General features: G+C 71.2%; 23 protein-coding genes and 1 pseudogene. 8 read left to right on the top strand and 16 right to left on the bottom strand.

All coding sequences use genetic code 11. From position 1 onward, the window contains the following. Positions 1-78 precede the first annotated feature (78 nt). From SMD20_RS36970 to SMD20_RS36960, 3 genes are all read right to left on the bottom strand, one after another. Entirely contained in the window at positions 79-1,122 is a 1,044-nt protein-coding gene (locus SMD20_RS36970; RefSeq protein ID WP_329590171.1) for a YlbL family protein, read from the bottom strand. 10 nt (positions 1,123-1,132) lie between these two features. Further along, positions 1,133-1,558, bottom strand: coding sequence for a molybdenum cofactor biosynthesis protein MoaE (locus SMD20_RS36965; protein ID WP_329590170.1), 426 nt, complete (start codon positions 1,556-1,558; stop codon positions 1,133-1,135). 62 nt (positions 1,559-1,620) lie between these two features. Next, positions 1,621-2,694, bottom strand: a complete 1,074-nt coding sequence (locus tag SMD20_RS36960; protein WP_329592802.1) for an NAD-dependent epimerase/dehydratase family protein — start codon at positions 2,692-2,694, stop codon at positions 1,621-1,623. Positions 2,695-2,824: 130 nt separating this feature from the next. Here SMD20_RS36960 and SMD20_RS36955 point away from each other — a divergent pair, with 130 nt between their 5' ends. The 3 genes from SMD20_RS36955 to SMD20_RS36945 are packed head-to-tail and all read left to right on the top strand — an operon-like array spanning position 2,825 to position 5,635. Beyond that, positions 2,825-4,051 carry a zinc-dependent metalloprotease gene (locus SMD20_RS36955; RefSeq protein ID WP_329590168.1) on the top strand — a complete coding sequence of 409 codons (1,227 nt, stop codon included), beginning with the start codon at positions 2,825-2,827 and terminating at the stop codon, positions 4,049-4,051. Further along, entirely contained in the window at positions 4,048-4,608 is a 561-nt protein-coding gene (locus SMD20_RS36950) for an NUDIX hydrolase (protein ID WP_329590166.1), read from the top strand. The genes SMD20_RS36955 and SMD20_RS36950 overlap by 4 nt, the downstream gene beginning before the upstream one ends. A gap of 31 nt (positions 4,609-4,639) precedes the next feature. Beyond that, on the top strand, positions 4,640-5,635 hold the full coding sequence (locus SMD20_RS36945; RefSeq protein ID WP_329590164.1) for an endonuclease/exonuclease/phosphatase family protein: 996 nt from the start codon (positions 4,640-4,642) through the stop codon (positions 5,633-5,635). On the opposite strand, the gene SMD20_RS36940 is transcribed toward SMD20_RS36945, so the two are convergent. The 4 genes from SMD20_RS36940 to SMD20_RS36925 all read right to left on the bottom strand — a co-directional run bounded on the left by SMD20_RS36940 (position 5,622) and on the right by SMD20_RS36925 (position 7,942). Continuing rightward, positions 5,622-6,209: a DUF2064 domain-containing protein gene (locus SMD20_RS36940; protein ID WP_329590162.1), complete on the bottom strand. Its 588-nt coding sequence runs from the start codon at positions 6,207-6,209 to the stop codon at positions 5,622-5,624. The genes SMD20_RS36945 and SMD20_RS36940 overlap by 14 nt on opposite strands. Beyond that, a complete protein-coding gene (locus SMD20_RS36935) occupies positions 6,203-6,718 on the bottom strand; it encodes a M48 metallopeptidase family protein (RefSeq protein ID WP_177241275.1) in 516 nt (171 codons plus the stop codon). The genes SMD20_RS36940 and SMD20_RS36935 overlap by 7 nt, the downstream gene beginning before the upstream one ends. Positions 6,719-6,785: 67 nt before the next feature. Continuing rightward, the gene (locus SMD20_RS36930; protein ID WP_329590159.1) at positions 6,786-7,568 is read right to left on the bottom strand and encodes an enoyl-CoA hydratase/isomerase family protein; all 783 of its coding nucleotides are present in this window, start codon (positions 7,566-7,568) and stop codon (positions 6,786-6,788) included. Then, on the bottom strand, positions 7,565-7,942 hold the full coding sequence (locus SMD20_RS36925; RefSeq protein WP_329592866.1) for a hypothetical protein: 378 nt from the start codon (positions 7,940-7,942) through the stop codon (positions 7,565-7,567). Before SMD20_RS36925 ends, SMD20_RS36930 begins: the two co-directional genes overlap by 4 nt. 111 nt (positions 7,943-8,053) lie before the next feature. On the opposite strand from SMD20_RS36925, the pseudogene SMD20_RS36920 reads away from it, so the two are divergent. Beyond that, positions 8,054-8,266: pseudogene (locus tag SMD20_RS36920) on the top strand (ThiF family adenylyltransferase); the annotation flags it as partial. A 141-nt stretch (positions 8,267-8,407) separates the two neighbouring features. Here SMD20_RS36920 and SMD20_RS36915 read toward each other — a convergent pair. After that, entirely contained in the window at positions 8,408-8,836 is a 429-nt protein-coding gene (locus tag SMD20_RS36915; RefSeq protein ID WP_329592864.1) for a hypothetical protein, read from the bottom strand. Between the two features lie 390 nt (positions 8,837-9,226). On the opposite strand from SMD20_RS36915, the gene SMD20_RS36910 reads away from it, so the two are divergent. Next, positions 9,227-9,676: a hypothetical protein gene (locus tag SMD20_RS36910; protein WP_329592862.1), complete on the top strand. Its 450-nt coding sequence runs from the start codon at positions 9,227-9,229 to the stop codon at positions 9,674-9,676. 62 nt (positions 9,677-9,738) lie between these two features. Next, positions 9,739-11,085, top strand: coding sequence for an ABC1 kinase family protein (locus SMD20_RS36905; protein ID WP_329590157.1), 1,347 nt, complete (start codon positions 9,739-9,741; stop codon positions 11,083-11,085). 819 nt (positions 11,086-11,904) lie between these two features. Here SMD20_RS36905 and SMD20_RS36900 read toward each other — a convergent pair. From SMD20_RS36900 to SMD20_RS36870, 7 genes are all read right to left on the bottom strand, one after another. Then, on the bottom strand, positions 11,905-12,564 hold the full coding sequence (locus tag SMD20_RS36900; protein ID WP_329590155.1) for a hypothetical protein: 660 nt from the start codon (positions 12,562-12,564) through the stop codon (positions 11,905-11,907). Then, positions 12,561-13,154 carry an RNA polymerase sigma factor gene (locus SMD20_RS36895; RefSeq protein ID WP_329590153.1) on the bottom strand — a complete coding sequence of 198 codons (594 nt, stop codon included), beginning with the start codon at positions 13,152-13,154 and terminating at the stop codon, positions 12,561-12,563. Before SMD20_RS36895 ends, SMD20_RS36900 begins: the two co-directional genes overlap by 4 nt. A 144-nt stretch (positions 13,155-13,298) precedes the next feature. Further along, complete coding sequence (locus SMD20_RS36890) at positions 13,299-13,463, bottom strand: hypothetical protein (RefSeq protein ID WP_177240918.1); 165 nt, start codon at positions 13,461-13,463, stop codon at positions 13,299-13,301. A gap of 73 nt (positions 13,464-13,536) precedes the next feature. Continuing rightward, positions 13,537-13,806 (bottom strand): WhiB family transcriptional regulator, encoded by a 270-nt coding sequence (locus SMD20_RS36885; RefSeq protein WP_020544973.1) that lies wholly within the window; start codon positions 13,804-13,806, stop codon positions 13,537-13,539. 124 nt (positions 13,807-13,930) lie between these two features. After that, the gene (locus SMD20_RS36880; RefSeq protein WP_329590150.1) at positions 13,931-14,197 is read right to left on the bottom strand and encodes a hypothetical protein; all 267 of its coding nucleotides are present in this window, start codon (positions 14,195-14,197) and stop codon (positions 13,931-13,933) included. 116 nt (positions 14,198-14,313) lie between these two features. After that, positions 14,314-15,183: an acyl-CoA thioesterase II gene (gene tesB, locus SMD20_RS36875; protein WP_329590148.1), complete on the bottom strand. Its 870-nt coding sequence runs from the start codon at positions 15,181-15,183 to the stop codon at positions 14,314-14,316. Between the two features lie 217 nt (positions 15,184-15,400). Then, positions 15,401-17,440, bottom strand: coding sequence for an ATP-dependent DNA helicase UvrD2 (locus SMD20_RS36870; protein ID WP_329590146.1), 2,040 nt, complete (start codon positions 17,438-17,440; stop codon positions 15,401-15,403). Positions 17,441-17,593: 153 nt separating this feature from the next. On the opposite strand from SMD20_RS36870, the gene SMD20_RS36865 reads away from it, so the two are divergent. Continuing rightward, complete coding sequence (locus SMD20_RS36865) at positions 17,594-18,520, top strand: alpha/beta hydrolase (RefSeq protein WP_329590144.1); 927 nt, start codon at positions 17,594-17,596, stop codon at positions 18,518-18,520. 100 nt (positions 18,521-18,620) lie between these two features. Continuing rightward, positions 18,621-18,869: a mycoredoxin gene (locus SMD20_RS36860; protein ID WP_091087046.1), complete on the top strand. Its 249-nt coding sequence runs from the start codon at positions 18,621-18,623 to the stop codon at positions 18,867-18,869. A gap of 9 nt (positions 18,870-18,878) precedes the next feature. Here SMD20_RS36860 and nudC read toward each other — a convergent pair whose 3' ends face one another. Further along, positions 18,879-19,850 (bottom strand): NAD(+) diphosphatase, encoded by a 972-nt coding sequence (gene nudC, locus SMD20_RS36855; RefSeq protein ID WP_329590140.1) that lies wholly within the window; start codon positions 19,848-19,850, stop codon positions 18,879-18,881. Between the last annotated feature and the right edge of the window lie 91 nt (positions 19,851-19,941).

Raw genomic sequence — 19,941 nt, 5'->3', positions numbered from 1 at the left:
CTAGGCCAGCCGTACGGCTAACGCACGGCGGCAGGCGAAAGTTTCCTCGTCCGAGGGTTTGTCTGCCAGTTCACAGGTTCAGGAAGGGCAGGCGGGGACGTTGCCCGTGCCGGTGCGCAACGCGTCGAGCGCCTGCACCGCGGCGTGCAGCGTGTCGGCGCGGACCAGCCGCAGCCCGTCGGGCACCGCCTGCACCGCCTCGCCGCAGTTGTCGGCCGGCGTCAGGAACACCGTCGCGCCGGCCTTCTTCGCGCCGATCATCTTCTGCTGGATGCCGCCGATCGGGCCCACCTCGCCCGTGGGCTCGATGGTGCCGGTGCCGGCGATCTTCTTGCCGCCGGTCAGCTCGCCGGGGGTGAGCTTGTCGAGTATGCCCAGCGAGAACATCAGCCCGGCGCTCGGCCCGCCCACGTCGCCGACGTTGATGTCGACGTCGAACGGGAACTTGTACTTGGTCTGCATGAGGACGCCGACCTGCGGCTGTCCCTTCGGCCCCGCGATCGGCCGCAGCGGCACCTCGACCTTCTGCCCGCCCCGCAGGACGCCGAAGACCACCTCTTCGCCGGGTTTGTGCGCCTTGACGGCGCTGCTGACGATGTCGACGTCCTTGGCGTCCTTGCCGTCGATCGAGGTGATCTCGTCGCCCTTCAGCAGCTTGCCGTCGGCGGGCTTGCCCTTCTCCGTGGAGACGACGGTCACGACCATGCTGTAGGGGATCTTGAGCTCGTTGAGCGCGGCGGCGGTCGCGGAGTCCTGGGAGTTGGTCATCTCCACCGTGTTCTCCTCCTCGACCTCCTTCGGGTCGCGGTTGGAAGGGAAGATGGTCTCCTGCGGGACCACGGCCACGTCGGGATCGATCCAGCCGCGCAGCGCCGTCAGCAGGTCGATCTGGGCGGCGGGGCCGCCCTGGTAGGCGACGGTCACCAGGCTGAGCGCGCCGCTGGTGGGATAGGTCTGCCGGCCGGAGATGGAGATCACCGGCTTCTTCTCGAGCTGGCCGAGGGTGTTCTCGGTCGGACCGGGGCTCAGCACGACGTAGGGGACCGGCCTGAAGGCGCCCGCCACCCCGAACGCGAGCACGAGGAATCCCGCGAGCAACAGCGTCAGGGCGCGTCGAGACATGGTCAAGAGCTTATTCGCCGGCGCCGACCCACTCGGTCGCGCCGTCGGCGAACTCCTGGTGCTTCCAGATGGGGACCTGCGCCTTGAGGTCGTCGATCAGCCTGCGCGAGGCGCGGAACGCCTCGTCGCGGTGGGGCGCGGCGACCGCCACGATCACGGCGATGTCGCCCAGCTCCAGGTCGCCCACCCGGTGGACGGCGGCCACGGCCGTCAGGGGGAAGTCGGCGGCGATCTTCTCGGCGACCGCGCGCAGCTCGGCCTCCGCCGTGGGGTGGGCCGAGTAGGAGAGCCTGGTCACGGGCTTGCCGTGGTCCTGCTCACGCACGGTGCCCACGAACAGGGTGGTGCCGCCCGCGGCGTGGTCGCCCACGGCGGCCAGCACCTCGTCGACGGACAGCGGGGTGTCGCGAATGGCGAGCAACCGGATGACGTCCACGCCGCAAGACTACCTTTCCGCCGTCGCCGCTTCCCGCCGCTCGCCGGGCCCTGCGCCACCCGCTATTGGCGGCGCTTCTTGCGTACCTGGCGGACGATCGCGGCGGTGCCGATGACCGCGACGGTCGCGCCGGCCGCGGTGAGGGTCGCCTCCTTGACCGGCAGCCGCCTGCCGACCACGGTGGTGGCGTCCTCGCGCAGCTCCAGGAGCTGCCGGAAGGCCGCCTCGTTGGTCCAGGTGGGCTTCCAGCCGGCCTCGCGCAGCGTCGCGCAGTCGACGACCCACGGGTAGACGACGTAGTGGAGGTCGGTGGCCGGGGCCGGGGTGATGCCGAGGCGGTGCAGGCGCTGCGCGGTGCCGAACGTCAGCCCCGCCGGCAGCTCGAACCTGCGGATGCCGGACAGCTCCTCGACCTGCTCCTGCTCCAGCCAGCCTTCACTGCCGACGGCCACCACGCCGGTGACGACGCCGCGCGCGGCCAGCTCCAGCACCGAGATCAGGTCGTCGAGATGGCAGAACTGCCAGCGCGGCATGCAGCCCTTGACGGTCAGCAGCCGGGGCGACTCGAAGTGACGGGTGATCACCGTGTCGATGCCGGGGCCGACGATCGCGGCCGGGCGGACCACGGTCACCTCCAGGCCGGGGTGGCTGCGCAGCGAGCGGCGTACGAGGGACTCGATCTCCAGGTGGTCGCCCACGAGGCCCGTGTCGGGCTCGGCCGCCACCGGGGCGTCCTCGGCCAGGGGCACCTCGTTGTCGGGCGCGGCGCCGTACACCATGGCGCTCGTGACCAGCACCACACGCCGTACGCGCGCCGCGGCGCAGGCGGTGAGCACGGTCTGGGCCGCCCTCAGGTTGTAGGCGCGCCGCTCGACCGGGTCGGAGTCGAGCGCGTAGTCGCCCGCCAGGTGGACCAGGACGTCGATGTCGGAGATGCGGTTCGCCAAGAGCGGATCTCGTACGTCGATGACTCTCCAGGTGGCCTCCCGGATGTCGCCGCGTTCTTCGTCGATGGCCACCACCCTGCGGAAATCCGCGGAGGACACGAGCTTCGCGAGCAGCTCCCGGCCTATGCCGGTGGCGGCGCCCGTAACGGCGACGACGGGTTGACGCGGGCGTTTCGAGGTAGGCACCAGGTCCTCACTTTGCACTGATCCGCCGCAGGACGACTAACGTGGCGGATGTGGACTCCTCCATCCTGCACGAGGTAGAGCGGTGACTGACCTGCCAGGTCGTGAAAACGACCCCAACGAAAATCCGTTCGCGATGTTCGGCAACCCTGAGCAGATGGCTCAGGCGATGCGCCAGTTCGCCGACATGCTGTCGGCGCCTCAGGGCTCCGGCCCTGTCAACTGGGACATGGCGAAGAACATCGCCCGGCACGCCGTGGTCGCCGAGGGCGACCCGAGCGTCATGGAAGGCGAGCGCCGCCAGATCGTGGAGGCGCTGAGCCTGGCCGACCTCTGGCTGAACGAGGCGACCACGCTGCCCAGCGGCGTGGCGAATCCGCAGGCCTGGAGCCGGTCCGAATGGATCGAGAACACCGTCCCGGTGTGGCGAAAGCTTTGCGAACCCATAGCCCAGCGCATGGTCGACACCATGGGCGGCGCGCTCGGCGGCGCCGGTCTGCCGCCCGAGGCGCAGCAGATGGCCGGCCCGCTCATGGGCATGCTGAAGCAGATGGGCGGCATGATGGTCGGCCAGCAGATCGGCCAGGCCATCGCCTCGCTCGCCCGCGAGGTGGTGGGCACGACCGACATCGGCCTGCCACTGTCCGACAGGGCGGCGCTGCTGCCGGGCGGCATCGCCCGCTTCAGCGAGGGCCTGGAGATCCCCTCCGAGGAGATCAGGATCTACCTGGCGCTGCGCGAGGCCGCGCACCACCGGCTGTTCCAGCACGTGCCGTGGCTGCGTTCGCATCTGCTGGGCGCGGTCGAGGAATACGCCAGGGGCATCACGGTCGACACCTCCAAGCTGGAGGAGCAGATCCGTGGGCTCGACATCAACAACCCCGAGGCCATCCAGGAGGCGCTGAGCGGGGGCAACCTGCTCAAGCCCGAGGAGACCGAGCGGCAGAAGGCCGCCCTGGCCCGCCTGGAGACGACGCTCGCGCTGGTCGAGGGCTGGGTCGCCACCGTGGTCGACAGCAGCGCCTCCGGCAAGCTGCCCTCGTCGGTCGCGCTGGCCGAGACCGTACGCCGGCGCCGGGCCACCGGCGGGCCCGCCGAGCTGACGTTCGGCACGCTGGTGGGGCTGGAGCTGCGGCCCCGGCGGCTGCGCGAGGCGGCGGCGCTGTGGCGGGCCCTTGAGGAGGCGCGCGGCGTCGACGGCCGCGACGCGCTGTGGGGGCACCCCGACCTGATGCCGACGGCCGACGACCTCGACGACCCCGAGGCGTTCGTCCGGGGCGAGCAGGCGTGGGACATCTCCGAGCTGGAGCGCAAACCGGACGACGGCAAGGGCGACGGTGAGGGCGAGGGCGGCGCCAGTTGAGCCTGCACGGCGACGCGGTCTCGGTGCTGTCGGCCTGGACCGCGCCCACGCCCGAGGAGGAGGCGCTGCGCGTCGAGTTCCTCGGCCACCTGCGGGACCACGACGACGCGATGCTGCGCGCCTGCGTGCCCGGGCATCTGACGGCGACCACCGCGGTGCTCTCGCACGACGGCGCGCGGGTGCTGCTCACGCTGCATCCCAAGGCCGGCATGTGGCTGCCCATGGGCGGGCACTGCGAGTCCTCCGACGCCTCGCTGGCCGAGGTGGCTCTGCGTGAGGCGCGGGAGGAGTCCGGCATCTCCGGCCTTGAGCTGCTGCCCGGGCCGCTGGCCGTGGACAAGCACGAGGTGTGGTGCCATCCCCCGACGAGCTGGCACCTCGACGTCGAGTACGCCGCCGTGGCCCCGCCCGGCGCGGAGGCGGTGATCAGCGAGGAGTCGCTCGACCTGCGCTGGTTCCCCGTCGAGGAGATCCCCGAGCTTTCCGACGAGGCGACGCGCCGGTTGGCCAGACGTGGACAGGCGGTGCTCGGCCTGCGTTCCGGCCGGGTTGGCTAGAGTCCTTTGCGTCGTTCCAAAAGGGGGTCTGGTGAGCGCTCCGGCTGAGTCGCCCGTGGGTGGCACGATCGTCACGCCCGTACGCAGACGCCGGAGGGTCCCCGGATCCGTCCTGACCTGGATGGCGGTGACCCCCTTCGCGGCCTGGGCCGCCGTCAGGGTGGCGGGGCTGGAGCGCGGCTCGCTGCCGACGCAGATCATGACGGCGACCCCGTACGCGGCGGCGGGATCGCTGCTCCCGCTGCTGATCGCGGCGGCCGGGCGGCGGCGCGCGGCCACCGCCGTGGCGCTGGTGGCGACCACGGCGCTCGGTCTCGCCGTGCTGCCCCGGGCGCTTGGTAAGGCCGAGGCGGCCGCCGGGCGGCCGTTCAAGGTCATGACGATCAACATGCTGTTCGGGCGGGCCGACGCCGGGACGATCGTGCGGATGGTGCGCGAGTTCGACCCCGACGTGCTGAGCACGCAGGAGCTGACGCCTGGCGCGGCGTCCGACCTGGACGTGGCCGGGCTCAAGGAGCTGCTGCCCCACCGCGTGCTGCAGGCCGAGTGGAGCGCGGGCGGCAGCGGGATCTACTCCAAGCACGAGCTGCGCGAGCTGCCTGACGTGGTGCCGGACGTCGGGCACAAGATGCCGGCCGCGGTCGTGTCGGTGCCGGGCGGGGAGCCCATCGAGTTCGTGGACGTCCATCCGTACCCGCCGCTCGGGCCCAACGTCGTCAACTGGAACCAGGCGCTGCGGACGCTGCCGTCCGCCTCCCCCGACCGGGTGCGGATCCTGGCCGGCGACTTCAACGCCTCGCTCGACCACGCGGCGCTGCGCGGGCTGCTGTCGCGGGGCTACAAGGACGCGGCCGACCAGGTGGGGGCCGGGCTGATCCCGACGTGGCCGGCCAACAAGAAGGTGCCGCCGATCATCACCATCGACCACGTGCTGGTGGACCGGCGGGTGGCGGTGCGGGCGGTGGACGTACGGACGGTGCCGGGCACCGATCACCGGGCCGTGCTGGCCGAGCTCACGCTTCCTTGAGCAGGGCCCGGGTGTTGTCCCAGCCTTCGAGACCGGGGTCCAGGCGGTGGACGTCGTCCGGGGCGCGCAGGCGGTGCCAGCCCGGAGTGGTGGCGACCCTCCGGGGGCCGGGGGCCTGCGCGCGGAGCGTGGCCACGACGGCGGGATCGTCGAGATCGGGATCGGCCCAGGCCGGAGCGGGCAGCGCGCAGGCCAGGGCCACGGCGCCGCCGCCCTCCGCAGGGCAGACCGTGATCTCCGCGCGGCCGAGCTCGCGGAACAACTTGCCCACCAGCAGCGGCGGCAGGTCGGGCGCGTCGGCGCCGATCACCGCGGCCTGGTCGCCCGGGAGCCGGGACAGCACGGACGCCAGCGGCTCGTCCTCGCCGATGTCGATGATCTCGGTGCCGGGCCAGACGATCTCGTCGAGGCCGGGGACGCTGGTGACGAGGACCGGGGTGACGAGGTCGAGTCCGGCTGCCATCTCGTAGGTGTCCTCGGCCATCGCCTCCAGGAACGCCTTGGGGTCGATGCCCGCGGGGGCGGCGTTCGCCATGCGCTGACGTACGAGGACCGCGACGACGCGGATCAACATTCCTCCGGGGCCGAGTGCGCCGCGGCGGAGAATCCTTCAAGGAAGCCGCGGGCCCGCTCCGCCTTGGGGTACTGTTCGACCAGAGCCCAGAACGCGGCGCCATGGCTCGGCACCAGCAGGTGCACCAGCTCGTGGATGATCACATAGTTGATGACCCACTCCGGCAGGCCCTTGAGCCGCGTCGAGATGCGGATCGTGCCGTTCTCCGGGGTGCAGGAGCCCCAGCGGTGCTGCTGGTTGTCGACCCAGCGGACGCTCACGGGCTCGGCGTCGCCGCCTAGATATTTCGCCGACAGCTCCCTGGCTCTCTCCAGCAGCGCCTCGTCCGTCGGCCTGCGGCGGCTCTCCTTGGCGGCCAGCCGATCCAGCATGCGGCTCACCCATTCATCCGCGTCTTCGCCGCTCAGCCAGGCGGGCAGGAGCACGATGGTCTTGTCGCCGTCGCGGTATGCGGAGACCGTACGCCGGCGACGAGAACTTCGACGAACCTCGACTGTCTCGGGGGGCACATATGCACGGTAGCCGAGTTGACGGAAATTCCACAGAGGGGCGGCGCTGTTTCTGCTGGTCAGATGATTAAGAGCCGGTGAATTTGGGCATGCGCCTTTCCCGATGCGCGGCCAGGCCCTCGAGCAGGTCCGACGTGGCCATGGTGATCGGCTGGGCCAAGGATTCCCACCTCAGCGCGGCTTCCAGGTCTTGATGGTCTTGGTTCAGGGCCAGTTTGGTGAGTCTTGTGGCAATGGGAGCGTTCTGAGCGATCTTCTGGGCGAGGGCTCTGACTTCGGGGATCAGGTCATTGTTAGGGAAAGATTGATTTACCAAACCTTTATCCGCCGCTTCCCTGCCGGTCAGCGTGCGGCCGGTCAGCAGCATCTCGCGGGCCAGGCCGACGCCCGCCCTGCGGGGCAGCAGGTACGTCGCCGCCATCCCCGGGTGCAGCCCCAGCGAGGTGAACGGGACCAGGAGCTTCGCGTCGTCGGCGGCGTAGACGAGGTCGCAGGCCAGCGCCACGCACAGGCCCGCGCCGACCGCCGGGCCGTTGACGGCGGCGATCGTGGGGATCTCCAGCTGGTTGACCAGCAGCCACGTGCGGTAGAAGGCGAGCATGCGCTCGCGCAGCTCGGGGACGGCCTCGGCGCCGCGCTCGCCGAGCCAGGACAGGTCGCCGCCTGCCGAGAAGGCGGTGCCCGCGCCGGTCACGACGACGCAGCGGGCGTCGGGGTCGGTGGCGAGCGCGGTCATCGTCTCGCGCCAGCGGTCGGTCATGGCGTCGGTCATGGCGTTGCGGCGTTCGGGGACGTTGAGGGTGATGAGCACCACGCCGTCGTCGTCGCGATCAACCAAGAGCTCGTTCATGCGGAGAGCGTACTCGGGGGGCCTTGGCGGTCTTGATCGCGGCGGGTGGGGTCGCGGGTGGACGGAGTTATCCACAGGCGGCGAGGAACGCTCTCGGGATCATGCTCCGGCGTGCCAATCTTCCCGCCATGAGGCCCCGAGTGAAGCCCGCCCTCCGGCGCGTACTCCGCGACGAGCAGACCCTTCAGTACGGCGTGCACCCCCTGCGCGCCGTCGTGATGTCCGGCCTGACCAGGCCGATCCAGCAATGGCTGGAATGTCTTGACGGCACCCGCGATCTGGATCATGTCCTGCGCGCCGCGGGCGCCGCCGGTCTCGACGAGTGCCGCGCCCGTTCCCTTCTCGACCAGCTCACCGCCCAGGGCGCGCTGCACGACGCATCGGTCTGCTCCGGCGTACTGAGTGATCTCAGCCTGGCCGAGCGGGACCGGCTGAGACCTGACCTCGATGCTCTCGACCTCGCCTCCACGTCACCGGACGGCGGCATGGGGCTGGTCGCCCGGCGCCGCGCCGCCCGGGTGCGGGTCTACGGGGCCGGGCGGGTGGGGGCGCAGATCGTCGCCCTGCTGGCGGCGGCCGGGGTGGGGCACATCCGGGTGATCGATCCCGGCACCGTACGGCCTGCTCACATCACGCCGGGCGGGCTGTCGTGGGCGGAGGTGGGGATGACGCGGGAGGAGGGTGCGGCGGCCGTGGCCCGGCGGCTCACCTCCGGTGGCCGCCCGCCTGTCCCCGACATCCCGGGCGACGTCCCCGCATCCGACTCCGCCGTGCCTGGTTCCCCTGGTTCCCGCTCTGTCCCGGGTCCGGCCGGCGCATCCGCCGCCTCGGCCCGGCCCTCACGGGCCGGCGTCCCGGGGCAGGCGCCGCCGACGGCGGCACGTACGGGTGCCGGTGGCGGCGCGGGCCCGCGTGCTGATGCCGGTCGCAGTGCAGGTGCACCTCCCGATGCCGGTCGCAGTGCTGGCGCGCGTCCTGACGCCGGTCGCGGCGCGGGCCCGCGTACCGATGCCGGTCGCAGTGCAGGTGCGCGTCCTGACGCCGGTGGCGGCGCGGGCCCGCGTACCGATGCCGGTCGCGGCGCCGACGCGCGTTCCGGCTCCGGTCTCGGCGCGGGTGCGCGTGCTGATGCCGGTGGTGGCGCGGGTGTGCGTATGGGTGGCGCCTCCGGGGCGGCTGGGGCGCCGCGCTCTGGTGGCGTCGGCCGGACGTCCTCCCCCGCGATCCCGCAGGCTGTTCCCCCTGGTGGCTCTCCCATGGGTCGACACGGTGGCGCGGTGCCTCCCGTCGGCGAGGGGGCGGCGGGGCGTGGCGGACCACCCGCGTGGCAGGGCGCGGGCCCCAGAACGGGCGCGAACGCAGGCACAGGTGCCAGAACCGGCACGGGCGCAGGCACAGGTGCCAGAACCGGCGCGGGCGTGAACAGAGGTGCGGGCGCGAACAGAAACAGAGCCGCGAACACGGGCAACGAGATGCGATACCTCGGCAGGCCGCCGAGTCAGCGGGCCGCCGAGTTGGCCGCGCGGCAGGAGGCCCTCGCGCGGCCCAGGAAACCGCGCGACAGCCGGTACATCGACGGTCATGACCTGGTCAGACCGACGGTCGAGGTACTTGCCGGAGGGACATATCTTGGGGATCAGTCGGATAGGCCGGATCTGGTGGTCATCGCGCCGGTCACGCCCCTGGACGGGGTGCTGGCCAACGAACTGACCGCCCTGGGCATCCCCCACCTCCTGGCGGCCGCCTTCGAGGGGCATGGGATGGTCGGGCCCCTGGTCCTGCCGGGAAGGACCGCGTGCCTGCACTGCCTCGACCTCGCGCGCCGTGACCACGACCCCGTCTGGCCGATCGTGACCGCAACGGTGGGCGGCTACCCGCCGGGCGAGATCGCCTGTGACGCGACCCTGGCGACGCTGGTCGCGGCGGAGGCGACCGGACATGCGCTTGCTCATCTCGACGGCAAGGACTCCGCTGTGACCAACGGCACAATGGACGTAACGCCTGATTGGCGCTGGAAAAGACGCTCGTGGCAGCAACATCCGCATTGTCGTTGTATGCGAAACAATCCATCTCCGCTAACAATGGTCATGTCGCCTCACCGCGACTGACGTGCTCAGAGGACGACCACGAAGGGGGGAAGCGGACCTCTGCCGAGGTTCCGCGCATCAGTGTGAGCGATCTTCCACGCCGTGCTGTCACGCGCTCCGCCAAGCTGGCCACGCTTCCCCTCGGATTCGCCGGGCGTACCGCCATCGGGCTGGGCAAGCGGCTGGGCGGCAAGTCCGCCGAGATCGTGGCGCAGGAGGTTCAGCAGCGCACCGCCGACCAGGTCTTCAAGGTGCTCGGCGAGCTCAAGGGCGGCGCCATGAAGCTCGGGCAAGCCCTGTCGATCTTCGAGGCCGCGCTGCCGCCGGAGATCGTCGGCCCCTACCGCGCCACGCTGACCAAGCTCCAGGACGCCGCTCCCCCGCTGCCGGTCGCCACCGTCCACAAGGTGCTGGCCGAGCAGCTCGGCGACGACTGGCGGGAGAACTTCCGCTCCTTCGACGACCAGCCGACCGCCGCCGCCTCCATCGGCCAGGTGCACAAGGCCGTCTGGCACGACGGCCGCGAGGTCGCCGTCAAGATCCAGTACCCAGGGGCGGGCAAGGCCCTGCTCGGCGACTTCACCCAGCTCGCGCGGCTGGGCAAGCTGTTCGGGGTGCTGCTGCCCGGCCTCGACATGAAGGCCGTACTGTCCGAGCTGCGCGAACGCATCGAGGAGGAGCTCGACTACCTCCGCGAGGCCCACGCCCAGCACGCCTTCGCCGGCGAGTTCCACGGCGACCCCGACTTCCTGATCCCCGACGTGATCGCGGCCAACGAGATGGTGCTGGTCACCGAGTGGATGGACGGCGTCCCGCTGTCGCGCATCATCACCCAGGGCACCAAGGAGGAGCGCGACCGGGCGGGGCTGCTCTTCGTACGGTTTCTGTTCTGCTCGCCGGCGCGGGTGGGGCTGCTGCACGCCGATCCGCATCCGGGCAACTTCCGCATGCTGCCCGACGGCAGGCTCGGGGTGCTCGACTTCGGCGCGGTCAACCGGCTGCCGGACGGCTATCCGAGGGTGTTCGGGCAGCTGATGCGGATCTTCAACCATGGCGACATGGAGAGCGTCGTGACGGGGCTGCGGCAGGAGGGGTTCATCCGGCCCGAGATCGAGATCGATCCCGACGCGCTGCGGGCCTTCCTGGCGCCGTACGTGGAGCCGACGGCGGTCGAGGAGTTCACCTTCAGCCGCGAATGGCTCCAGACCCAGGCCGCCAGCGTCGCCGACCTGCGCCCCGGCAACGTGGTGCGCCAGCTCAACCTGCCGGCGTCGTACGTGCTCATCCACCGGGTGCACGCGGCGGGCGTGGGCGTCCTCTGCCAGCTCAACACCACGGCACGGTTCCGGGACGAGGTGATCCGCTGGGTGCCCGGCTTCTCGGACGACCCGGACGACCTGCCCGACGAAAAGGCTCTGGCCATCAGCTGACCCCGCCCCCCGACCCCGACCCCCGACCCCAGTCCCCCGGATTTAGGGCCTGATCTGAGTGCTGGGTGTGGGCGGCACCAGGTCAGCAGCGTGATTGACTCGGCATTGGCGGCCCGGCTCGAACCGGCCCGGTCATGGCGCTGAACGCGTGGGCGGACGGCTGTCGCGCGGGCGCGAAGGCGCGCAGGTCCGAGTGCGAGGCGCGGGCGCGGGACGCGGAAGCGCGGGTCCGGGCGCGAGGTGCGGGCCCGGGCGCGAGGTGCGGGCCCGGGCGCAAGGTGCGGGCCCGGGCGCAAGGTGCGGGCCCGGGCGCAAGGTGCGGGCCCGGGCGCAAGGTGCGGGCCCGGGCGCAAGGTGCGGGCCCGGAGGTGCGGGGTGCGGGAGTGGAGCTGTCAGGGGTTGGCTTGGTGGGTGTTTCGGTTCCCTTACAGGTCCACCTCCTTGGGTGCCTGGCCACCCTCGGCGGGAACGGTCCGGCCGTCGGACTCTCAGTGAGGGCGGGCCCGCTCGCCTGGTAGTCGTCGTGGGGCTGATTTTCGGGATCCGGCCGTCAGCCTTCATTACTCTGTGTAATGATGCGAGGGCAGTTTCCCCGCGTGCCTCAGCGATTCGGTCGGGGTCGTCCGTCTGCGAGGGCTTCGTCCAGGCTTCTGCTCTTCCGCGTGGCGGGGCCGTCAGGTAGCGGCGGGCGGGCGGGCCGCGGATCGGTGGGGTCACGGGTGACGGCGGGGCGCCGGCTCCAGTGCAACCGGCGACCCGCCGTCACCACATGACGTTGATGCAGGGCACCTGCCCCATTACCTGCGGGGAGTGCGGGCTCTAGTCGCCGAGAGGGGCGGAGCCGTCGGTGAGGTCGCACGGGGCGACCGGGCCGTTGGAGATTCGGGCCCAGATGCCCGCGACGACGGTGCCCGCCTCGGCGTTCTCGGTCACGGCGAACTCCAGCACGCCGGTCTGGCCGGGCTTGATCTGCTGGGGGTCGATCTGGAAGCCGCCGGTGTCCACGGTGGGCGGGAAGACGGAGAGCGAGTCCTCCTCCTTCGGCACCCAGTTCGTGCCGCGCGGGCGGGTGGCGCACTTCTTGCCCTCGGGCAGGTAGTCGACGACGATGTTGTAGCCCATCCGCTTCAGGTCGGACTCAAGGGCCTTCGGGTCCTTGGCCTCGTCGATGGTGATGGAGATGGTGCCGTCCGGGTTCTTGGCGACGGCGTAGGCGGGGGTGCCGCCGAAGATCAGCGGCAGGGCCACCGCGGCTGCGGCGGCCAGGCCCAGCGCGGGAGCCAGCACGCCGGCGCGCAGCAGCTTGCGACGCGGCCGGGCCGACCGGGACGAAGCAGGCGAAGTGGGCGAAGTGGAGGAAGCGGGCGACGGGGTCGGCTGGGAAGGGGTGGGGTCGTTCTGCAGGGCGGTCATCACGAACTCCTTGAGCAGTTGGTGACGGCCCTCAGGAAGATCCCGTTCGGGCGGGAAGATGTTCATGAGGTGAACTCCTTGACGGACCGGACCGCGGTGCCGCGGTCACCATCTCTCTGTCGCCGGGCCACGGCCAGTTCCAGTTTTTTCCTGGCCCGTGACAACCGTGACCTGACGGTGCCGATCGGGATGCCGAGCGCCTCGGCCGCCTCGGCGTAGTCGAGCCCGGCCCCGGCGCACAGCAGCAGCACGTCCTGCTCGGGCTTGCGCAACCGGCCGAGCGCCTCGCGGACCTCGGCTAACCGTTCCTGGTCGGCGAGTTGCCCGGCGAGTTCGTCGGCGAAATCCGGTACGGCGTCGTCGCGAGGCATCCTGGCCATGACGTCCTCGTGCCGCCGCCGGGCCCTTCGCAGGTTGCGGGCCACGTTCGTGGCCACCCCGAGCAGCCAGGGCCGCAGCGAGCCGCCGTCCGGGGCGAGCCGCTCCCGCAGCCGCCACGCTTCCAGGAACGTCAGCGACACCACGTCCTCGGCCGCCGACCAGTCGCCGGTCAACCGCCAGGCGTGGTTGTAGACGCTTTTGGCGTACTGGTCGAAAAGCTGCTCGAAGGCGCGTTGGTCACCGTCGTGTATGCGGGTCCGCAGGTTCACATCCACAAGCAGTACTGTCCGCCGGGCGCAGGCGAGTTCCCCGGACAGCGCGAGAGCCGGGCGCCCGTCGGCGCCCGGCTCTCGCGTTCATGAGGCTGAATCATCCGTCTTCAGGGAGGAGATCCTGCGCCGGCGGCAGGATCTCCTCGATCACCACTGCAGGAGCAGGGCGCGCCGGAGGCGGTCGTTGGCCTTCTGTACCTCGCGCTGCGCCCGTCGCACGCGCTGTACGCGCAGCGCGAGACGCTCCTCCTCCGCCTCGCGGTGGAGGGTTTGTATTCGGTCGTTCACGAGGTCATGGATGAGATGGGACATTCCGGTGCTCCTAGTCGGTCGAGCGTTCATCGGTCTCGGTTTCCTTTCGGTGTGGTGCGGACGTACGGGTGGATCAGGCAGCGACCGGGTGCTTGCGGGGACGCCCGCGCGGACGCTTACGGGGAACCACGGTCCCCCTGAGGATCAGCTCGCCGCCCCAGACGCCCCACGGCTCCTCGCGCTCGAGCGCGCGGTCGAGGCAGGCCTTCTGGATCGGGCAGCCGCCGCAGAGCGCCTTGGCGAACTCCACGTCATCCGGCGACTCGGCGAACCACAGGTCAGGGTCGGTACGACAGGGGATCTTGGCTTCGTCGATCAGGTCCATGATCGTCTTCGCCCCCATCTTCTTTCTCCTTCGATCGATCCTTTTGTTCTTGGTTGGACACCTCGTAGGTGGTCGGATCGCGGGCAACAAAATGGCCGCGGATCCGTCTGTGGATCCGCGGCCTGGGGGCTACTGTCGCCGGTCAGGTTATGACCGGTGTATCCCTCCAGGGCTGCGGACCGCACAGTCCACCGTTGGTGAGCTGGCTGGCCGGCAGTTCGATACGTCCTGCGTAGGCAGCAGCCATCTGCGGAGCGGCGGCGCCGGCGTGGGCGCGCGCGCGGAAGACGGCGGACTGGCTACGGGCAGACTTCTCCTGCCGTGGCTTGGCGGGCCCATAGGCGAGCCGCACCGAATCACGGCATGCGGAAGCGAGCCACGGCGTGGCTGCAATCTTCTGAATGCTCATCACTGGGCTCACCTCCACTCTGCTGATCGTCGGAAACAGTCGTGTCCGACTCGCTTGCCCATGACCCTAAACCGGAAGGCCGGGACCCGGCAACATATTTTCTACCTGCGATTTCGTTATCGCAGCGGCCGGATCATGGCCTCCTGGACGACGGAGACGACGAGGTCACCGGACGCGGTGAACATCTCACCGCGCGCCAACCCCCGCGCCCCCGCAGACCACGGTGACTCCTGAGCATAGAGCAACCAGTCGTCGGCCCTGAAAGGGCCGTGGAACCACATGGCGTGGTCGAGGGAGGCGCCCATGACGTTGGACATGCCCCACGCCATGCCGTGCGCCAGCAGGATGGTGTCCACGAGCGTGAAGTCGGAGGCGTAGGCGGCCAGCACGACGTGCAGCAGCGGATCGTCGGGCAGCTCGGCGTCGTAGCGGAACCAGACGTTGGTCTCGGCGCTGCGCAGCGACGGGTCGTTGTACGCCTCCCACGTCAGCGGCGAGGCATAGCGGGAGTCGACGGGCCGGGGGCGCGACACCCAGTCGCGGAACTCGGGGTGGTCGCCGACCAGGGCGAACATGCGATCCTGGAACGTGGGCAACGTCTCGGGCGCCGGCACGGCCGGCATCACCGACGCCTGGTGCTCCACCCCCTCCTCCGCGATGTGGAACGACACCGACATCGTGAAGATCGCCTTGCCGTGCTGGACCGCCTGGACCCGGCGGGTGCTGAACGAGCGCCCGTCGCGCACCCGCTCCACGTTGTAGACGATCGGGATCGACGGGTCGCCCGGCCGGATGAAGTAGGCGTGCAGCGAGTGGACGAAGCGGTCCTTGGTGACCGTGCGCCCGGCCGCGACGAGGGCCTGGGCCGCCACCTGACCGCCGAAGACGCGTTGGATGCGCTCCTCGGGGCTCCTCCCCCGGAAGATGTCGAGCTCGATCTGCTCCAGGTCGAGCAGGTCGAGCAGCTCCTTGAGCGCCTCGTTCACGTGTCGGTCCCCCTCGCGGGCCCCGGCGCCGGTCGGTGCTGAGGCGGCGGGGCAGGTCTTCTTCTCGGACAGGTATCCGGTCCTGACACAAGTTTGACGTGCCGCCGGAGCCGGTCCACATCCGGCCCGGCGGTCCGATGATGACCGGCCGGAGTTTCGCGGTTGTTACACCGCCCCGCGCCCAGCGGTTGTCACACCGCGCCGCGCCCAGCGCTTGTCACACCGCGCCGCGGCAGAGGGCGAGCACGGCCTCGCCGTACCGGTCGATCTTGACGCGGCCGACGCCCGGGATCGACAGCAGCTCCTGCTCGGTCGCCGGCGCGCGCTCGGCGATGGCCTGCAGGGTGACGTCGGTGAAGACGACGTACGGCGGGATCTTGTTGTCCTTGGCCGTGGCGGTGCGCCACGCCTTCAGCCGCTCCAGCAGCTCCTCGTCGTAGTCGGCGGGGCAGGTCGCGCAGCGGCCCAGCTTCTGCTCGGCCGCGGCGGTGAGCGTCTTGGCGCAGACCCGGCAGCTCACCGGAGCGGCCACGGTGCGCCGCTCGCGGGTGGCGCCCGGGATCGGGCGCGGCGGGGCGGCGCGGCCGGTGAGGCCGTCGAGGAAGCGGGAGGGCCGGCGGCCCTTGCGCCCGCCCGGCGCGCGCGCCAGCGCCCAGGAGAGCGTCAGGTGCTCGCGGGCGCGGGTGACGCCGACGTAGAGCAGGCGGCGCTCCTCCTCGATCTGCTCGGGGGTCTCGGCGTAGACGATGGGCAGCATGCCGTCGGTGAGGCCGACGAGGAACACGGCGTCCCACTCCAGGCCCTTGGCGGCGTGCAGGGAGGCCAGCGTGACGCCCTCGACGGGCGGCGCGTGCTGTTCGGCCGCGCGGCGCTCCAGCTCGGCGACGAACGCCGGCAGGTCGGCGCCTTCGGCCGCCAGGTCCTCGGCCAGGTCGGCCAGCGCCTTCAGCGACTCCCACCGCTCCCTCGCCTTGCCGCCGCCGGGCGGCGCGGGGGTGAGGCCGACGCCGGCGAGGATGTGGTGCACCTCGGCGGCCAGCGGCTCGCCGGCCGCCGAACGGGCCGCGCCGCGCAGCAGCACGACCGCCTGGCGGACCTCGGGGCGTTCGAAGAAGCGCTCCGCGCCCCGCAGCAGGTAGGGGATCTCGGCCTTGGCCAGCGCCTCTTCGTACGCCTCCGACTGCGAGTTGACCCGGAACAGCACCGCGATCTCGCGGGCCGGGACGCCCTTGTCGAGCAGCTTCCTGATGGCCCTCGCGACCCCGGCGGCCTCGGCCGGCTCGTCGTCGTAGTCGGCGAAGGCGGGCCGGGGGCCGTCGGGCCGCTGGGCGACCAGCTCCAGCCGGTGGGGCGAGCGGCCGCGGGCGATGACCCGGTTGGCCAGGTCGACGACCTGGGGGGTGGAGCGGTAGTCGCGGACGAGCTTGATGACGGCGGCCTGTGGGTGCTCGACCGCGAAGCCGGTGAGGTAGCGCGGGCTGGCCCCGGTGAAGGAGTAGATGGTCTGGTTGGGGTCGCCGACCACGCAGATGTCGTCGCGGCCGCCGAGCCAGGTGTCGAGCAGGAGCTTCTGCAGCGGGTTGACGTCCTGGTATTCGTCGACGACGAAGTAGCGGTATTGCTGGCGGATCTGCGTGGCGACCTCCTGGTGCTCGGTCATCACGGCCGCGGTCAGCTCCAGGATGGTCTCGAAGTCGACCAGGTGTCGCTCGCGCCGGAGCTGCTCGTACGCCTCGTACAGGCGGGAGATCTCGTCGGCGGCCACGGGGGGCGTGCGGTGGTGCTTGGCCACGGCGGCGGCGTAGTCCTCGGGGCCGATCTGGGTGACCTTGGCCCACTCGATCTCGGAGGCGATGTCGCGCAGCTCGGACCGGTCGGGGCTCTTGCGGATCAGCCGGCACGCCTCGACGAGCACCGGCAGCTTCGACTCGATGACCGAGGGCGCCTCGCCGCCGATCACCCGCGGCCAGAAGTAGGTGAGCTGGCGCAGCGCGGCGGCGTGGAACGTGCGGGCCTGCACGCCGGGCGCGCCGAGCGCGCGCAGCCGCTGGCGCAGCTCCCCCGCCGCGCGCGTGGTGAAAGTCACAGCCAGAACGCTCTGGGCGTCGACGACCCCGCTCCGCACCGCGTGCGCGATCCGGTGGGTGATCGCCCTGGTCTTGCCCGTCCCGGCCCCGGCCAGCACGCAGACGGGGCCGCGCACCGCCTCGGCGACGGCGCGCTGCTCGGGGTCGAGGCCGATCAGGACGTCATCCACGTGTGTCACCCCTTCATCTTCCCAGTACTGGCGGCCAGGGGCCTTATTCTGGCAACATGCGGGCCGTCGTATGTTCCTAGTCGACGAGATGCAAAGAACTGGTCTCTACCCCCACAATGGGGCCGACCATTGACCCTGGGGGAAAGGAAGGCCGTGCGGATAGCGGTTCATGTGGGCGCTCTCGCGCTCGCTGCCGTCGTGCTCACGCCCATCAGCGCCAATGCGGTCAGCGTGGGCGCGACCGCGGCGCAGCCCACTCCCTCACCCAGCGTCGCCACCTCGGCGACCACGGACGACGTCTACGGACTGAGCACGGAGACCATCGCGTACGGCGCGCACAAGCGGCAGCAGATGGACGTGTGGTGGACCCCCGACGGCCAGCAGCGGCCCGGCGTGTTCCTCATCCACGGCGGCTGGTGGTCCAGCGGCGACAAGCGGTACATGAAGGAGATCACCCGCAGCTACGCCGAGCTCGGCTACACGGTCTTCAACCTCAACTACCGCCTGTCCGGCGACGCGGCCTGGCCGGCGCAGCGCACCGACGCGCTCACGGCGATCGCGACGGCTCGTAAGTTCGCCGACCGGTGGTCGTTCGACCCGGGCAACTATGTGGTGGTCGGCTTCTCGGCGGGCGGGCACATCGCGGCGGCGGTCGGCACGTACGGCGACGGCGTGAGCGGGCTGAAGGGCGTGGTCGGCCTGTCGCCGATCACCTCCCCGCTGCAGGCGTACGCCGACGGCGACGCCAGGAAGACCACCGACCTCAACAAGCGCAGGCTGCGCAAGGCCGCGATCAAGCTGGCCGGCGGCTGCGCACCCAAGGGCAAGTGCGCGCGCGTGTGGGCCAGCATGGAGGTCGCCTGGCACGCGAGCAGGCGCGACGCCCCGATGCTGACCATTCACTCGCAGGACGAGTTCGTGCCGCCGTCGCAGGGCATCCTGCTGCGGGAGATGCTGGCCAAGGTGGGCGTGCCGGTGACCGTGCTGACGCAGCCGGGCATCAACCACAGCGCGCCGCTCTACCGGGAGCCGGGCGTGGCCGAGCGGGTGCAGACCTGGATCGCCGAGCGCATCGGCTGAGCCCGGCGGTGAGCACGGCCCTCTTGGTCAAGGGATTAACCGGGCATGCCGGGTTGTTGCACCGGACGCCTGACTTCTGACCTGGGAGGGATCACCCGACATGGCGCTCACCGTCTACAGCACGAGCTGGTGCGGCCCCTGTAAGCGGCTCAAGGCTCAGCTGGCCCGTGAGGGCATCAGCTTCGACGAGGTGGACATCGAGCGCGACCCGTCGGCGGCGGAGTTCGTGATGAGCGTCAACAACGGCAACCAGACGGTGCCGACCGTGGTGATCGACACGCCTGGCGGCCGGGTGGTGCGGACGAACCCGTCGGCCCTGGAGGTCAAGGCCATCCTCGGCGCCGCCTGATCGGGCCGGTCACTCGTAGTCGAGCTGCCCGCCGTACCACGTCTCGATGAGGCGGCGGGCGATCGACACCGCGGGCGGCAGACGCAGCTCGCCGGAGTCGAGTGCCGCGGTCAGCTCCTCGCGGGAGAACCAGCGCGCCTCGGCGATCTCTTCGGCGTCGGGCCGCAGCTCGGTGGTGACGGCCTCGGCGAAGAAGCCGAGCATGAGGCTGCGCGGGAACGGCCAGGGCTGGCTGCCGAGGTAGCGCGGCCTGATCACGCTGACGCCGACCTCCTCGGCGACCTCGCGCACCACGGCGTGCTCCAGCGACTCGCCCGGCTCGACGAACCCGGCCAGGATCGACATGCGCCCCTGCGGCCACTGCGGGCCGCGGGCCAGCAGGCAGCGGTCGTCCTCGTCGCGGATCAGCATGATCACGGCCGGGTCGACGCGCGGGAAGTGCTGGCTGCCGTCCTCGGGGCAGACGCGGATGTGGCCGCCCGTCTGGATCTCGGTGCGGTTGCCGCAGCGGGGGCAGAACTCGTGGGTGGCGTGCCAGGCCTCCAGCGCGACGGCGTAGACCAGCAGGCCCGCGTCGCGGTCGCCGAGCAGCCCGCCGACCTGGCGCAGCCCGGCCGCGACCGGGTCGCCGTCGGGGGTGTCGGCCAGCTTCATCGCGAACGTGACCCGCCCGTTGGCCTCGTGCCTGGGCACGCCGGGCAGCGGCGCGGCGACCGCGAAGTAGGCGACCTCGCCCTCGACCCCGAGCAGGTAGCGCGGCCCTTCCGGCGCCTCGTCGGTGCTGAACAGCACCGCCCGCACCTGGTCGCCCTCCCTGCGCACCAGCGTGTGGCCGTCGTCGATGACCAGCACCCTGGTCGCCGGGTCGGACCAGGCACGTTCCAGCCACCGCGCGTCGGCGCGCAACGCCGCGGAGCGGTCGATGGTGCCGCGCGCCAGAAGCAGGGGTCCGATCAGTTGTTCTTCCGCCGTGGTCTCCACAGGCCCGCCCCCTCCAGAATTTCCATGTCATCCTATGACCTCGCGGGTCAGCGCCTGATCGCCGATTCGGGCCCGCCGCCGTCCGCGCTCC

It is taken from the genome of Nonomuraea sp. LP-02 (assembly GCF_036289125.1).
Taxonomy (GTDB): domain Bacteria; phylum Actinomycetota; class Actinomycetes; order Streptosporangiales; family Streptosporangiaceae; genus Nonomuraea; species Nonomuraea bangladeshensis.
This window is presented reverse-complemented; position numbering and strand designations above follow the sequence as displayed.